Here is a 15791-nt window from a genome sequence, read left to right as displayed (position 1 = left end):
ACATGGGCGGATTCTCCGTAGCGCGGTACGCCCCCGAGCAGGGCGCCTGGTCCAAGATGACCGCCCGCGACTCCCTGGTGCGCAGGCTGGACTGGCCGCTGATGGTGGCGTCGCTCGCGATGTCGTTCATCGGCATGCTGCTGGTCTACTCGGCCACCCGCGGCCGCAACTCCCTGACCCACGGCGACCCGTACTACTTCCTGCTGCGCCACGCCATGAACACCGGCGTCGGGGTGGCGCTGATGATCGGCACCATCTGGCTCGGCCACCGGACCCTGCGCGGCGCCGTCCCGATCCTGTACGGCCTCTCCGTCCTGATGATCCTCGCGGTCCTCTCACCGCTCGGGCAGACCGTGAACGGTGCGCACGCCTGGATCGTCATCGGCGGCGGATTCTCCCTCCAGCCGTCCGAGTTCACCAAGATCACGATCATTCTCGGGATGGCGATGATCCTCGCCTCGCGGGTCGACGCGGGCGACCAGGACCACCCCGACCACCGCACGGTCGCCAAGTCGCTCGGGGTGGCCGCGCTCCCGATCCTGATCATCATGCTGATGCCCGACCTCGGCTCGGTCATGGTGATCGTGATGATCGTCCTCGGGGTGCTGCTGGCCTCCGGCGCCTCCAACCGCTGGGTGGTCGGACTGATCGGCGCCGGAGTGGCCGGCGCCATCGGGATCTGGAAGGCCGGGCTGCTCGACGACTACCAGATCGCCCGCTTCGCCGCCTTCGCCAACCCCGCGCTCGATCCGGCGGGCGTCGGCTACAACACCAACCAGGCGCGTATCGCGATCGGTTCGGGCGGCCTGCACGGAACGGGCCTCTTCCACGGCTCGCAGACCACCGGACAGTTCGTCCCCGAGCAGCAGACGGACTTCGTCTTCACCGTCGCGGGCGAGGAACTCGGCTTCGTGGGCGCCGGACTGATCCTGGTCCTCCTCGGCATCGTGCTCTGGCGCGCCTGCCGGATCGCCCGGGACGCGACCGAGCTGTACGGCACGATCGTCGCGGCCGGGATCATCGCCTGGTTCGCCTTCCAGGCGTTCGAGAACATCGGGATGACCCTCGGCATCATGCCGGTGGCGGGGCTTCCGCTGCCGTTCGTCTCGTACGGAGGCTCCTCGATGTTCGCCGTGTGGATAGCGGTCGGGCTGCTCCAGTCGATCAGGGTGCAGCGGCCCCTGTCGGCCTGACCGGCCGGTCCGGCCGGGTGGCGCCCGGGTGCCGGGGGAGCGATCCCGGCACCCGGGCGCCCTGCTGTTCCCGGGCGGGCGGCGGGGCTCCGCCGCCGGGGTACGCTGGATGGTCATCCCTGTCCGCTCATGAGAGACACCACCATGCCTGTCGAGTCGGTCGAGTCGGTCTTCCCGCGACTGGAAGCGCTTCTCCCGCACGTCCAGAAGCCCATCCAGTACGTGGGCGGAGAGCTGAACTCCACCGTCAAGCCGTGGGAGAGCTGCGACGTCCGCTGGGCGCTGATGTACCCGGACGCCTACGAGGTCGGGCTGCCCAACCAGGGCGTCATGATCCTCTACGAGGTGCTCAACGAGCGCGAGGGAGTGCTCGCCGAGCGTACGTACAGCGTCTGGCCGGACCTCGAAGAGCTGATGCGTGAGCACCGGGTGCCGCAGTTCACGGTCGACGCCCACCGCCCGGTGCGCGCCTTCGACGTGTTCGGGCTCTCCTTCTCCACCGAGCTCGGCTACACCAACATGCTGACCGCCCTGGATCTCGCGGGCATCCCGCTGGACTCCGAGGACCGCACCCTCGACGACCCGATCGTGGTCGCGGGCGGCCACGCGGCCTTCAACCCCGAGCCGATCGCCGACTTCATCGACTGCGCCGTCATCGGCGACGGCGAGCAGGCGGTCCTGGAGATCACCGAGATCGTCCGGGCCTGGAAGGCCGAGGGCCGCCCCGGCGGGCGCGACGAGGTGCTCTTCCGGCTCTCGAAGACGGGTGGCGTCTACGTCCCGCGCTTCTACGACGTCGAGTACCTGCCCGACGGGCGGATCGGCCGGGTCGTGCCCAACAGGTCGGGCGTGCCGTGGCGGGTCTCCAAGCACACCGTGATGGACCTCGACGAGTGGCCCTACCCCAAGCAGCCGCTCGTCCCGCTCGCCGAGACCGTCCACGAGCGGATGTCCGTCGAGATCTTCCGCGGCTGCACCCGCGGCTGCCGTTTCTGCCAGGCCGGCATGATCACGCGCCCCGTGCGGGAGCGAAGCATCACCGGCATCGGCGACATGGTGGAGAAGGGCCTCAAGGCGACCGGCTTCGAAGAGGTCGGCCTGCTGTCGCTGTCGTCAGCCGACCACACCGAGATCGGCGACATCGCCAAGGGCCTCGCCGACCGGTACACCGAGGACAAGGTCGGCCTCTCGCTGCCCTCGACCCGGGTGGACGCCTTCAACATCGACCTCGCCAACGAGCTGACCAGGAACGGCCGCAGGTCCGGTCTGACCTTCGCCCCCGAGGGCGGATCCGAGCGCATCCGCAAGGTCATCAACAAGATGGTCTCGGAGGAGGACCTGATCCGTACGGTCTCCACCGCGTACGGCAACGGCTGGCGCCAGGTGAAGCTGTACTTCATGTGCGGCCTGCCCACCGAGACGGACGAGGACGTCCTGCAGATCGGCGACATGGCGGTCAACGTCATCGCCGAGGGGCGTCGGGTGTCCGGCCAGAACGACATCCGCTGCACCGTCTCCATCGGCGGTTTCGTGCCCAAGCCGCACACCCCCTTCCAGTGGGCGCCGCAGCTCTCGGCCGAGGACACCGACGCCCGGCTCACCAAGCTGCGCGACAAGATCCGCGGGGACAAGAAGTACGGCCGCTCGATCGGTTTCCGCTACCACGACGGCAAGCCCGGCATCGTCGAGGGCCTGCTCTCGCGCGGCGACCGCCGGGTCGGCTCGGTCATCCGCGCGGTGTACGAGGGCGGCGGCCGGTTCGACGGCTGGCGCGAGTACTTCAGCTACGACCGCTGGATGAAGGCCGCCGAGCTGACGCTCCCCGGCTTCGGCGTGGACGTCGACTGGTACACGACCCGTGAGCGCACGTACGAGGAGGTCCTGCCCTGGGACCACCTGGACTCGGGTCTGGACAAGGACTGGCTCTGGGAGGACTGGCAGGACGCGCTCGACGAGACCGAGGTCGAGGACTGCCGCTGGACGCCGTGCTTCGACTGCGGGGTCTGCCCCCAGCTCGACCTCGACATCCAGATCGGGCCGACGGGCAAGAAGCTGCTGCCCCTGACGGTCGTCAACAAATAGCCGTACGCGCATCGAGAAACACCGGTACGTACCGGGACATAGGGAGACACCCGGAGAGGCCCTGTCGCAGGACAGGGCCTCTCCGCGCGTCCGGGGCCGGGTTCCACCGGGCCACGAGGGGCGGCCCGTGCACGTCCGGCCGAGGTCCGGGAACCTGTGGTGCCCCTTGCGCGTACTCTGGGTAGTACAAACGACTGTGCCCGAAGCGGCACCCGGACCAGAGATCTCCCCGCGCGGCCCGCACGGCGCCGGACGGGGGTGAGCCGGCCGGATGCCCCGGGACCCCGCCGTAGGGCGGCGCGCCCCCCGCGCCAGCCCCGCACCGAGGAGAAGAACCACTGGGCAAGCGACAGCCCGAAGGCCCGCCGCCCGCACCGGCGGTGCAGCGCATCCGACTGCGCTACACCAAGCGCGGCCGCCTCCGGTTCACCAGCCACCGTGACTTCCAGCGCGCCTTTGAGCGCGCACTGCGCAGAGCCGAGGTACCGATGGCGTACTCGGCAGGCTTCACGCCGCACCCGAAGGTGTCGTACGCCAATGCCGCGCCCACCGGCACCGGCAGTGAGGCCGAGTTCCTGGAGATCGCCCTCAGTGAGGCGCGTGACCCCGAGACCCTGCGGAAGCTGCTCGACGAGTCGCTCCCCGACGGGCTCGACATCACCGACGCGGTCGAGGCGCACACCTCGGGCCTGGCCGACCGGCTGACCGCTTCGATCTGGGAACTGCGCCTGGACGGCGTGGAGTTCGATGAGGTGGAGCGGGCCGTGGCCGCGTTCAACGCCGCCGGGACGGTCGAGGTCCAGCGCCGCACCAAGAACGGCGTACGGACCTTCGACGCCCGCAGCGCGGTGGTCGACCTGCGGGCCGTCCGCTGCGAGCCCGGCGCTGACGGCGGAGCCACCGGAGCCGACAGTGCCGAGCCGGTCAATAGGCCGGGCGGTGAGCGCTGTGCGATACTGCGGCTGGTTGTGCGGCACGTGACACCTGCTGTGCGACCCGACGACGTCCTGTCCGGTCTCCACGTTGTGGCCGACCTCGCGATTGGGGACTCCCCTGGTCGAGCGCAGCCGAGAGCTTGGGGAACGGTCCCCGCAGCGGTGACCAGGCTGGCACAGGGGCTCTTCGACGAGGAGTCCGGCACGGTGACCGACCCGCTCTCGCCCGACCGCGAGGCAGCCCCGGCCGCTCCACCCACGGCCGCCGGAGCCGCCACCCACCGGCTTCCCGCCGACGGGGCACCCGCGACGGTGTTGTGAGAAGGACCTCCACGGCCCCCGGGCCTCGGAGGCGGTCCCGCCGCCTCAGGACCAGTCGTCGTAGCGCCGCCCTCGTATCCGGGAGCCACCTGGGTCGGGCAGCGCACTGACCAGAAGACTTTCGCCAGGCCGTACGTACATCGCGTAGGGAACCGGCGAGCCAGACATCAGCTCCCGTGCGGCGACCGCGCCCCGGACGAGCGGAACCGCGTATCTGACGCGGACCTGCCGGACCGGACACAGACGCGGCGCCCGGGAGCGTGACGGGAGAACCGCCCGCATGCAGACGCCGAACGACTCCGGTACCGCCGGAGCGAACGAAGAGACCAGTCCCAGCGACACGCTGCCCCCGCGCCGTCGGCGCAGGGCCGCATCCCGCCCCGCGGGCCCGCCGGCCGGTGAGCGGAACGCCACCGCCGAAGCGGCCGAGACCGTGACGCCGGCCATACCGGCCGCGGAAGGTACCGCCACCGGCTCCGCTGCCGGTGAGGCGGCGCCGCCCGCCCGCCGCCGCGCCACCCGTAAGGCGACCGCACCCGCCGGCCCCGCCGGGGCAGCGGAGACGGTGAGCGAGGAGCCCGCCGCCGATGCCGCGGCCACCGAGGCGCCGCGCGGCCGTACCCGCCGCCGCGCCTCCGCCCCCGCGGGCGCGCCGCAGGCCGATGCCGCCGGTACCGCGACCGGGGAGACCGCGGATGCGGCACCTGCCGCGGACGCGGCGCCCGCGCGTACCCGCCGCCGCGCCACCCGGTCCACGGGCGCCCCCGTGGACGAGTCGCAGACCAACCAGGCCGTCGTGGCCGCTGAGCCGGAGGCCGCTGTGGCTGAGGAGACCGTGCGGAACGCCGGGTCGGACGAGTCCGCCGCGCAGGACGCCGCCCCCGCGCGGACCCGCCGCCGCGCCACCCGTAAGGCCACCGCGCCCGCCGGCGCACCGAAGAGTTCCGGATCCCCGGCCGAGACGCAGACCCCGGAGGCCCCGGCCGCCGCGGAGCCCGCCCCGGCCGCCGACGCCGGTGAGCAGGGCGGGTCCGGCACGTCGCAGGACGCTGCCCCGGCGCGTACCCGCCGCCGTGCGACCCGTAAGGCCACCACGCCCGCCACGGCCGAGCAGCCCGCGGCCGCGCAGGCACCGCAGGCCGAGGCCGAAGCGCCCGCCGACGTGGCTCCCGCAGCCGATGCGCCGCGCGGCCGTACCCGCCGCCGTGCCACCGCGCCCGCCACCAGCCCGCAGCCCGAAGCCGCCGATGCGGCCCAGCCCGAGGCCGCGGGGGAGAGCCTGCCCGAGGCCGTGGCCGAGGCGCTCGCCGATGAGACCGAGGCCGCACCGCGTGGCCGCAAGCGCCGCAGGGCCGAGTCCCCGCAGTTCACCGGCGGCGCCGAGAAGGAGAAGGCGCAGCGCCCCGCCGCCGACGCGTCGGAGCCCGGACGTTCGCGCCGCCGTGCGCAGCGTCCCGCCGTGGCCGTGTTCCAGGCCCCCGTCTTCGCCGAGCCGATGTTCCAGACGCCGGAGACCGCTGCCGCGGCCGCCGCCGCCCGGCCCGCCGAGCCCCTCGACGAGGAGGAAGAGGAGACGGCAGCCGCAGCGCAGAGCGCGAAGGCGCCCGAGCCGGCCGAGTCCGCGCCGCAGGGCGGCACGCGCGGCCGTCGCCGCCGTCGCCGGGGCGAGGCCGCCGAGGCGGAGAAGGCTCCCGAGCAGCAGCCCGCGCCCGTCGCCGAGCAGCCCGGGGCCGACGAGCCCGACGAGCAGCCCGCCGAGGAAGCACAGCAGGGCGACGAGTCCGACGAGTACGGTGACCGGCCCTCGCGCCGCCGCCGCCGGGGTGGCCGCCGCCGCCGTCGTGGTGAGGCCGGCGACACGGACGACAACGACAGCAACGAGGGCAACGACCACCACGACGAAGAGGCGGAGGGCGCGGACGAGACCGATACCCGCGAAGCCTCCGCCGCCGCGGGCACGGACGAGGAGGACGACGACCACGCCGCCTCCGGATCCAGCAGCAGCCGCCGTCGCCGGCGCCGCCGCCGTCGCAGCGGTGACGCGGGCACGGACGCCGACGCCGTGGCCGACGACCCGGAGCGTACGGTCGTCAAGGTCCGGGAGCCGCGCAAGAAGGAAGCGGAGCGCGAGCCCGGCACCGGCTTCGACGAGGTCCAGTCCATCAAGGGTTCCACCCGGATGGAGGCGAAGAAGCAGCGCCGCCGCGAGGGACGCGAGCAGGGCCGCCGCCGGGTCCCGATCATCACCGAGGCGGAGTTCCTGGCGCGCCGCGAAGCCGTCGAGCGGGTGATGGTGGTGCGCCAGCACGGCGAGCGCACCCAGATCGGTGTCCTTGAGGACAACGTCCTGGTCGAGCATTACGTCAACAAGGAGCAGGCCACCAGCTACGTCGGCAACGTCTACCTGGGCAAGGTCCAGAACGTACTGCCGTCCATGGAGGCCGCGTTCGTCGACATCGGCAAGGGCCGCAACGCCGTCCTGTACGCCGGTGAGGTCAACTTCGAGGCGCTCGGCATGGCCCACGGGCCGCGCCGGATCGAGACCGCGCTCAAGTCGGGCCAGTCGGTACTCGTCCAGGTGACGAAGGACCCGATCGGCCACAAGGGCGCCCGGCTGACCAGCCAGGTCTCGCTGCCCGGCCGCTATCTGGTGTACGTGCCCGAGGGCTCGATGACCGGTATCAGCCGCAAGCTGCCCGACACCGAGCGGTCCCGGCTCAAGACCATCCTCAAGAAGATCGTCCCCGAGGACGCGGGTGTCATCGTGCGCACCGCTGCCGAGGGGGCCAGCGAGGACGAGCTGCGCCGTGACGTCGAGCGGCTCCAGGCGCAGTGGGAGGACATCGAGAAGAAGGCGAAGAGCGGCGGCAGCAGCAACGCCCCGACGCTGCTCTACGGCGAGCCGGACATGACCGTCCGGGTCGTCCGCGACATCTTCAACGAGGACTTCTCGAAGGTCATCGTCAGCGGTGACGAAGCCTGGGACACCATCCACGGCTATGTCGCCCACGTCGCCCCCGACCTGGCCGACCGGCTCTCGCGCTGGACCTCCGAGGTCGACGTCTTCGCGACGTACCGCATCGACGAGCAGCTGATGAAGGCGCTGGACCGCAAGGTCTATCTGCCCAGCGGCGGATCGCTGGTGATCGACAAGACCGAGGCGATGGTCGTGGTCGACGTCAACACCGGCAAGTTCACCGGCCAGGGCGGCAACCTGGAAGAGACGGTCACCAAGAACAACCTGGAGGCGGCCGAGGAGATCGTCCGCCAGCTGCGGCTGCGCGACCTCGGCGGCATCGTCGTCGTGGACTTCATCGACATGGTCCTTGAGTCCAACAGGGACCTGGTGCTGCGGCGCCTCCTGGAGTGCCTGGGCCGCGACCGTACGAAGCACCAGGTCGCCGAGGTCACCTCGCTCGGCCTGGTCCAGATGACACGCAAGCGGGTCGGGCAGGGGCTTCTGGAGTCCTTCTCCGAGACGTGTGTCCACTGCAACGGGCGCGGCGTGATCGTGCACATGGAGCAGCCGACCTCCTCCGGTGGCGGCGGCAAGCGCTCCAAGAAGCGCGGGCGTGGCGGCTCGGGCGACCACGAGCACACGGCCGACCACGAGCACACGCAGGACCAGGGCCACGACGAGGCGCACGACCACGAGGCGGACACCGAGTACGTCGACGTGGTCCCCGTCGCGGACGAGCCGGAGAGCTTTGTACCGGACGAGGAGCTGTACAGCAGCCCCGCCGAGGCGGAGGCGGCCGCCACGCGCAGCCGTGGCCGCCGCCGGGCCACCCGCAAGGTGTCGGCCCCGGCCGGCGCCCCGAAGGGTGCCCAGCCGGAGCCGGAGACTGCTGTGGCGGAACCGGAGCAGCCGGTCGCCGAGCAGCCCACCGCACCGGAGCCTGCCGCCGAGCCGGTCACGGAGCCCGAGCCCGTCCAGGAGGCCGCTCCGGCCCGTGGGCGCCGCCGGGCGACCCGCAAGGCCACGGCCCCGGCCGGCGCGCCCAAGGCGGCCGACGAGACCGCGGAGATCGTGGTCGAGGAGGCTCCCGCCCCCGCTCCCGTGGTGGCGGAGGAGCAGGCTCCCGCCGAGCCGGCCGCCGACGCCGCGCCGCCCCGGGCCCGCCGCCGCGCCACCCGTAAGGCCACCGCCCCCGCGGGCGCGGCCGACGCGGCGGTCGTCGTGGTCGAGTCCCCGGCGGACGAGGCCCCCGCCGCCGACGCGGAGGCACCGGCCAAGAAGACGGCCGCGCGCAAGACGGCCAAGAAGGCGCCCGCGAAGAAGGCGGCCGCCAAGAAGACCGCGGCGAAGAAGACCACCGCGGCGAAGAAGACGGCGGCCAAGAAGACGACGAAGAAGACCGTCGCCGCCGAGGAGCAGCCGGCGTCCGGGGTCACGGCCTCCACCGAGGACTGACCCGCGCCGGTACCGCCGGGCACAAGGTGCGGCCCTCCTCCGGGAGGGCCGCAGCTGTCTGTGCGGCCTGTCACCGCGCTGACTCCCCAGGGCCCGGTTTGACCCCCCGGAGCCCGACCCGTAGCCTTACCCCTCGGCGTGTTTCCTGAGCGCCACACCTCTGAGCAACTCCCTCCTGGCTCCGCCGGGAGAGGCCGCTCGTCCATTCCGGATCGTCATGGGTCCCCGGACCCGTGTGAGCGGCTGGCATCAGAGGGCCGATTCCGAGCGAAAGAGAGATCCGCGTGTACGCCATCGTGCGCAGCGGTGGTCGCCAGCACAAGGTTGCTGTCGACGACATCGTTGAGGTTGACAAGATTCCCACCGCCAAGGTTGGCGACACGGTCGAGCTCTCGACCCTGCTCGTGGTCGACGGTGACGCGGTCACCAGCGACCCGTGGGTGCTTGCCGGTATCAAGGTCCAGGCCGAGGTCGTGGATCACCACAAGGGCGCGAAGATCGACATCCTTCGCTACAAGAACAAGACCGGCTACCGCCGTCGCCAGGGTCACCGCCAGCAGTACACGGCGATCAAGGTCACCGGTATCCCCGCGGCTGCGAAGTAAGGGACTGAGGAGACATGGCACACAAGAAGGGCGCATCGTCCACTCGGAACGGGCGCGATTCCAATGCTCAGCGGCTCGGCGTGAAGCGCTTCGGCGGTCAGGTCGTCAGCGCCGGTGAGATCCTGGTCCGCCAGCGCGGCACCCACTTCCACCCCGGCACCGGCGTCGGCCGCGGCGGCGACGACACGCTGTTCGCGCTGAACCCGGGTTCGGTCGAGTTCGGCACGCACCGCGGCCGCAAGGTCGTCAACATCGTTCCGGTCGCCTGATCCTTTCGGACAGGCTCAGCCGAAGGCTGCCGTAGAGCGATCTGTCGAGGGCGGACCAGGTTTCCCGTTGCTTACGGGAAGCCGGTCCGCCTTTCGCGTGTTAACAGATAAGACCCGATCGCAGACAATTCCGTACGCCCCCTCTGCCCTGAAGGCGTGGGGGGACCCCCAGGAGGCACACCCATGACCACCTTCGTGGACCGCGTCGAGCTGCATGCTGCCGCGGGTAACGGAGGCCACGGCTGCGCCTCCGTACACCGTGAGAAGTTCAAGCCGCTCGGCGGACCCGACGGCGGCAACGGCGGGCGGGGCGGCGACGTCATCCTCGTCGTCGAGCAGGCGGTGACCACGCTGCTCGACTACCACCACAGCCCGCACCGCAAGGCCACCAACGGCCAGCCCGGCGCCGGCGACAACCGATCCGGCAAGGACGGGCACGACCTCGTGCTGCCCGTGCCGGACGGCACCGTCGTCCTGGACAAGCAGGGGAACGTCCTCGCCGACCTGGTCGGCCAGGGCACCACCTTCGTCGCGGGCCAGGGCGGCCGCGGCGGCCTCGGGAACCACGCGCTGGCCTCGGCCCGCCGCAAGGCGCCCGGCTTCGCGCTGCTCGGTGAGCCGGGGGAGGCCCGGGACATCGTCCTGGAGCTCAAGACCGTCGCCGATGTGGCGCTCGTCGGCTATCCGAGCGCCGGCAAGTCCTCGCTGATCTCGGTGCTGAGCGCGGCCAAGCCGAAGATCGCGGACTACCCGTTCACCACGCTCGTCCCCAACCTCGGTGTGGTGACGGCCGGTTCGACCGTCTACACCATCGCGGACGTCCCCGGGCTGATCCCCGGCGCCAGCCAGGGCAAGGGGCTCGGTCTGGAGTTCCTGCGCCATGTCGAGCGCTGCTCGGTGCTCGTGCACGTACTGGACACGGCGACCCTGGAGTCCGACCGTGACCCGCTCTCCGACCTCGACCGGATCGAGGAGGAGCTCAAGCTGTACGGCGGCCTGGAGAACCGGCCCCGGATCGTCGCCCTCAACAAGGTGGACATCCCCGACGGCCAGGACCTCGCCGACATGATCCGCCCGGATCTGGAGGCGCGCGGCTACCAGGTCTTCGAGGTTTCGGCGGTGGCCCATCTGGGCCTGAAGGAGCTGTCGTTCGCGCTGGCCGGCATCATCGCCGAGGCGCGTGCGGCGAAGCCCGCGGAGGAGGCGACCCGGGTCGTCATCCGGCCGAAGGCCGTCGACGACGCGGGCTTCACGGTCAGCTTCGAGGAGGAGGAGGGCGTCTACCGCGTACGGGGCGAGAAGCCCGAACGCTGGGTCCGCCAGACCGACTTCAGCAACGACGAGGCCGTGGGCTACCTCGCCGACCGGCTGAGCCGCCTCGGTGTCGAGGAGCAGCTGATGAAGGCCGGTGCCCGTGCCGGTGACGGCGTGGCCATCGGCGCCGAGGACAACGCGGTCGTCTTCGACTGGGAGCCGACCGTGATGGCGGGCGCCGAGATGCTCGGCCGCCGTGGCGAGGACCACCGTCTCGACGCGCCCCGGCCCGCGGCACAGAAGCGCCGGGACCGCGAGGCCGAGCGGGACGAGTCGGACAAGGAGTACGACGAGTTCAAGCCGTTCTAGCGGAGCCGCTCGGGCTCTGTCCGAACTGCTCAGGACGGGCTGGGCAGGGGCCCGGGAACGCCGACGCGTTCCCGGGCCCCTGCTCGTTTCTGCGGCCGCCTGGCCCGATGTGCGCGGTGCGGGTTGACGGCGGCCGACTCGGCTTCCACGGCGCCCCGTTGGGGACGGCCGGGGCGCTGCCGTACCCCGCTCCGGACTGTGAACCGGCCCTCGCCATGGCGGACGGCCGGGCATGAGTTACCCTCGCAACCTGTGGTGTCGGTCACTCACAGTGGCTGGGGGGATCCAAGTCACCCTCCTGCCCTTAGGGTGAACAGGCGGTATCGCAAGGGTTGTGGAGGCTTGGCGTCCACCTTGCGAGACGGTCACGGAGAGTGCGACCATCACACCGTTCCCTCGTCATCGCAAGGTAGGTCGTCTGTGTCTGTGCAGCACAAAGCAACCAAGCCCCGGACTACAGCAGTCGTTCTCGCCGGTGGTACCGGCCAGCGCGTGGGTCTGTCGATCCCCAAGCAACTGCTGAAGATCGCCGGGAAGGCTGTCATCGAGCACACCCTGACGATCTTCCAGCAGGCCGACTCCATCGACGACATCATCGTGCTGATGGCCCCGGGATACGTACCGGACATCGAGAAGATCGTCGCCAAGTCCGGTCTCACCAAGGTCACCCGGATCATCGAGGGCGGTTCCACCCGTAACGAGACCACCGAGCGCGCCATCGCGGCCCTCGGTGAGGGGCTGGCCGAGGGTGAGGACCGCAACGTCCTCTTCCACGACGCCGTGCGCCCGCTGCTCTCGCAGCGCGTGATCAAGGACTGTGTGGACGCCCTGGACCGCTACCAGGCCGTCGACGTCGCCATCCCGTCCGCGGACACGATCATCGTGACCCGTACGCACGGTGAGGACGGCGAGTTCATCACCGAGGTCCCGGACCGCTCCCGGCTGCGCCGCGGGCAGACCCCGCAGGCCTTCAAGCTCTCCACCATCCGCAGGGCGTACGACGTCGCCAAGGGCGACCCGAACTTCCAGGCCACCGACGACTGCTCGGTCGTGCTCAAGTACCTGCCGGACGTGCCGATCTACGTCGTCGCGGGTGACGAGTACAACATGAAGGTCACCCAGCCCGTCGATGTCTTCATCACCGACAAGCTGTTCCAGCTGGCCTCCACCGCCGCCCCGCGCCAGGCCGACGAGGCCGCCTACCGCGAGCTGCTGACCGGCAAGACCCTGGTGGTCTTCGGCGGTTCGTACGGCATCGGCGCGGACATCGCCGCCATCGCCGAGTCCTACGGCGCGAAGGTGTACGCGCTGGGCCGCTCCACCACCGGTACCCACGTCGAGAACCCGGAGCATGTCGACGACGCGCTCTCCAAGGCGTACTCGGAGACCGGCCGGATCGACTACGTGATCAACACCGCGGGCGTGCTGCGCATCGGCAAGCTGGCCGAGACGGACAACACGACCATCCAGGAAGCGCTGAACGTCAACTACCTGGCGCCGGTGCAGATCGCGCGCGCTTCGTACAAGTACCTGGCGGAGACCAAGGGGCAGCTGCTGCTCTACACCTCCAGCAGCTACACCCGCGGTCGCGCCGAGTACAGCCTGTACTCCTCCACCAAGGCGGCCATGGTGAATCTCACCCAGGCGCTCTCGGACGAGTGGGCCGGCGACGGTGTCCGGGTCAACTGTGTCAACCCGGAGCGTACGGCGACCCCGATGCGCACCAAGGCGTTCGGCCAGGAGCCCGAGGGCAGCCTGCTCTCGTCGGAGGCTGTCGCGCGCACCTCGCTCGACGTGCTGCTCTCCGAGCTGACCGGCCATGTCATCGACGTACGCCAGCAGGACCCGACGCGCGACGCCAGCGCGGAGGCGTCCGGGTTCGAGCAGGCGCTGGCCTCCGTGCTGGATCGTCAGGAAGATGTGTAATACTTCGCTGGTAAACTAGACGTTTCTTTTCGGGCCTCTGTGATCGCGTCGCGCGAATCGCAGAGGCCCGAATGCGTGAGGTCCCGCCTTCACAATTTCCCCAAATAAGGCATCCGGTGAAATCCCCGGATCCCGTCCATCGAATCAATAACCGCAGAAACCCCCAGAATAAACCGGCACCCCCTGGAGCAGGTTCTTCGTGATTTCGACCGCCATTCGGCTGGCGCGCGTAGGCAGCCGGTCCGAGCTGATCGCCGCAGCCTTCATGGGGCTCAGCTACCCGTGCGTGATGATCGCAGCGCTGATCCCCAATATCTGGTTCTTCGCCGCTGCCACCTTTGTGACCTATGTGTCCGACTGGTTCCTGCACCAGCGCCGCAGCTACCTCATCAACCGCCTGGCCAAGGTCCGCGCCGGCCTGTCGATCCGCTTCCTCCTGCGCGAACTGCTGCTTATTCTGCTGCTCGCCCGCCTTCAGCTCGCCGAGCAGAGGGTCTACTACGCCGCCGTCGCGTGTTTCCTGCTCTTCTACGGTCTGCAGGCCGCGCACGGCACGCTGACCACTCTCATCCGGCTCCGCCGCGTCATGCCGGTGGTCACCCGCAATGTCGACCTCGGCGCCATCCCGATCCCCGGGCCTCCGCCGCGCCGGCTGCTGAACCGGGCCGCCGAGAAGATGCTCCACCTGGACGCCTTCGCGATGACCGGCCTGCTGATCGCCGCCAAGACCGGCACCGACGACTACGGCTACCTCGGCATCCTGATCACGCTGGCCCTCGGCATCCTCTACATCGCCGTCCTCGTGCCGTTCATCCTGAAGGGCCGCCGGGTCCCGTCGGCCGCCACGGTGCTCGCGGGGCTCGACGGCTGGCTGCGCCAGTACCGGCCGAGCGTCGTCCTCTACTTCTCGGGCTCCAGGGACTCCGCCTACCAGGTGAACATGTGGCTGGAGACCATGGCCCAGACCGAGGGGCGCCCGCTGATCATCCTGCGTGAGCGCGCCATCGTGTCGCAGCTCGCGTCCACATCGGTGCCCGTGATCTGCGTGCCCGGCGGTGTGCACCTGATGAACATGGACCTCTCCACCGTGCGCGTCGCGCTGTACGCGGCGAACGTCGGCAAGAACATCCACATGCTCCGCGTCCCGACCATCAAGCACGTCTTCATCGGGCACGGCGACAGCGACAAGCTCGCCAGCGTCAACCCGTACAGCAAGGCCTACGACGAGGTGTGGACCGCGGGCCGGGCCGGCCGCGACCGTTACGCGCTGGCCGACGTCGGGGTGCGCGACGAGGACATCGTCGAGGTGGGGCGCCCCCAGCTGGCCCCCATCGAGAGCTGGACCGGCACCCCGAAGCAGCCCGTCCCGACGGTGCTGTACGCCCCCACCTGGGAGGGCTGGGACGACAACCCGGGCAACACCTCGCTGCTGCTGGCCGGCGAGAACATCGTCAAGCGGCTGCTCGCCGCCGAGCAGCCGGTCCGGGTGCTCTACAAGCCGCACCCCTTCACCGGCACCCGCAGTGCGCAGGCCAAGGCGGCGCACCTGCGGATCACGGCCATGGTCGAGAAGGCGGCGGCCGACCGCGCCGCCGAGCCCCGCTGGAGCGAGCAGGCGGCGGCAGGCGCGGCCGACCGGGCCAGGGCCGAGGCCGAGCTGGCCCGCATCGGGGCCGCCCTCGCCGAGCTGGCCGAACGCGGCCGGACGGGCGCCGACGAGTCCGAGGAGTCCCGGGTCTCGCTGGCCGACCCGGAGCGCGAGGACGAGACCGCCGCCCTGCGCGCCGAGTGGAACCGCGCCTACTGGCGGAGCTTCGGCTACTGGGAGCACCGGGTGATCACCGGAGGCGAGCCGCATCTCTACGACTGCTTCAACGAGTCGGACGGCATGGTCTCGGACATCTCCAGCGTCGTCTCCGACTTCATCGCGAGCGGAAAGCCCTACGCCGTCACCGACTCGGCCGAACTGGGCGCCGAGGAATTCAAGAGGCAGAACACCGCCGTACGTGCTGCGGTGATCCTCTCCAACAAGGCCAAGGAGATCGACCAGCTGCTCGCGGCGATCACCGACTCGTCCACCGACCCGCTGGCCGACGACAGGCGGGAGCTGAAGGAGTACCTCCTCGGCCCCGACGAGCCGACCTCGATGGAGCAGTTCAACGCCGCGGTACGGGCGCTCACGGCCAAGGCCGACGCGCGCAACGCGGCCGTGGCCCAGCGCATGGCCGGGACCGAACCGGAGGGCGCTCCCGGTCTGAACGACTCGGGCGCCACCCGCGTCGACTCGGCCGTGGGCGACTGACAGGTCTCTGGCCAGAACCCTTCGTACGGCCGTTCGCGCACCCCGCGCGGACGGCCGTACGACGTTCTCCTTACGGTTCCGCAACGCAACAATGGATAAAATCTCACAGGACGGATCAAGC

The 15791-nt window shown here is 70.7% G+C and carries 9 protein-coding genes; all 9 read left to right on the top strand.

Annotation, left to right across the window (positions count from 1 at the left end; all coding sequences use genetic code 11):
- Positions 1–2 precede the first annotated feature (2 nt).
- Entirely contained in the window at positions 3–1193 is a 1191-nt protein-coding gene (rodA, locus tag ACWGKJ_RS27275; RefSeq protein ID WP_453315838.1) for a rod shape-determining protein RodA, read from the top strand.
- 129 nt (positions 1194–1322) lie between these two features.
- Positions 1323–3275, top strand: coding sequence for a TIGR03960 family B12-binding radical SAM protein (locus ACWGKJ_RS27270; protein WP_385033635.1), 1953 nt, complete (start codon positions 1323–1325; stop codon positions 3273–3275).
- Positions 3276–3655: 380 nt separating this feature from the next.
- Entirely contained in the window at positions 3656–4531 is an 876-nt protein-coding gene (locus tag ACWGKJ_RS27265) for a TIGR03936 family radical SAM-associated protein (protein ID WP_385033632.1), read from the top strand.
- 280 nt (positions 4532–4811) lie between these two features.
- Positions 4812–8945, top strand: a complete 4134-nt coding sequence (locus ACWGKJ_RS27260; protein ID WP_385033629.1) for an Rne/Rng family ribonuclease — start codon at positions 4812–4814, stop codon at positions 8943–8945.
- A 284-nt stretch (positions 8946–9229) separates the two neighbouring features.
- Positions 9230–9550, top strand: coding sequence for a 50S ribosomal protein L21 (gene rplU / locus ACWGKJ_RS27255; RefSeq protein WP_164265538.1), 321 nt, complete (start codon positions 9230–9232; stop codon positions 9548–9550).
- 14 nt (positions 9551–9564) lie between these two features.
- The gene (gene rpmA / locus ACWGKJ_RS27250; protein WP_385033625.1) at positions 9565–9819 is read left to right on the top strand and encodes a 50S ribosomal protein L27; all 255 of its coding nucleotides are present in this window, start codon (positions 9565–9567) and stop codon (positions 9817–9819) included.
- Between the two features lie 183 nt (positions 9820–10002).
- Positions 10003–11442, top strand: coding sequence for a GTPase ObgE (gene obgE, locus ACWGKJ_RS27245; protein ID WP_453315837.1), 1440 nt, complete (start codon positions 10003–10005; stop codon positions 11440–11442).
- 420 nt (positions 11443–11862) lie between these two features.
- On the top strand, positions 11863–13368 hold the full coding sequence (locus ACWGKJ_RS27240; protein ID WP_385024859.1) for an SDR family NAD(P)-dependent oxidoreductase: 1506 nt from the start codon (positions 11863–11865) through the stop codon (positions 13366–13368).
- A gap of 199 nt (positions 13369–13567) precedes the next feature.
- Positions 13568–15670 carry a hypothetical protein gene (locus ACWGKJ_RS27235; RefSeq protein ID WP_385024862.1) on the top strand — a complete coding sequence of 701 codons (2103 nt, stop codon included), beginning with the start codon at positions 13568–13570 and terminating at the stop codon, positions 15668–15670.
- The last annotated feature ends 121 nt before the right edge of the window (positions 15671–15791 follow it).

It is taken from the genome of Streptomyces sp. NPDC054757 (assembly GCF_053612185.1).
Note: the sequence above shows the minus strand (reverse complement) of the source record. Positions and strands in the feature narration are given on the sequence as shown.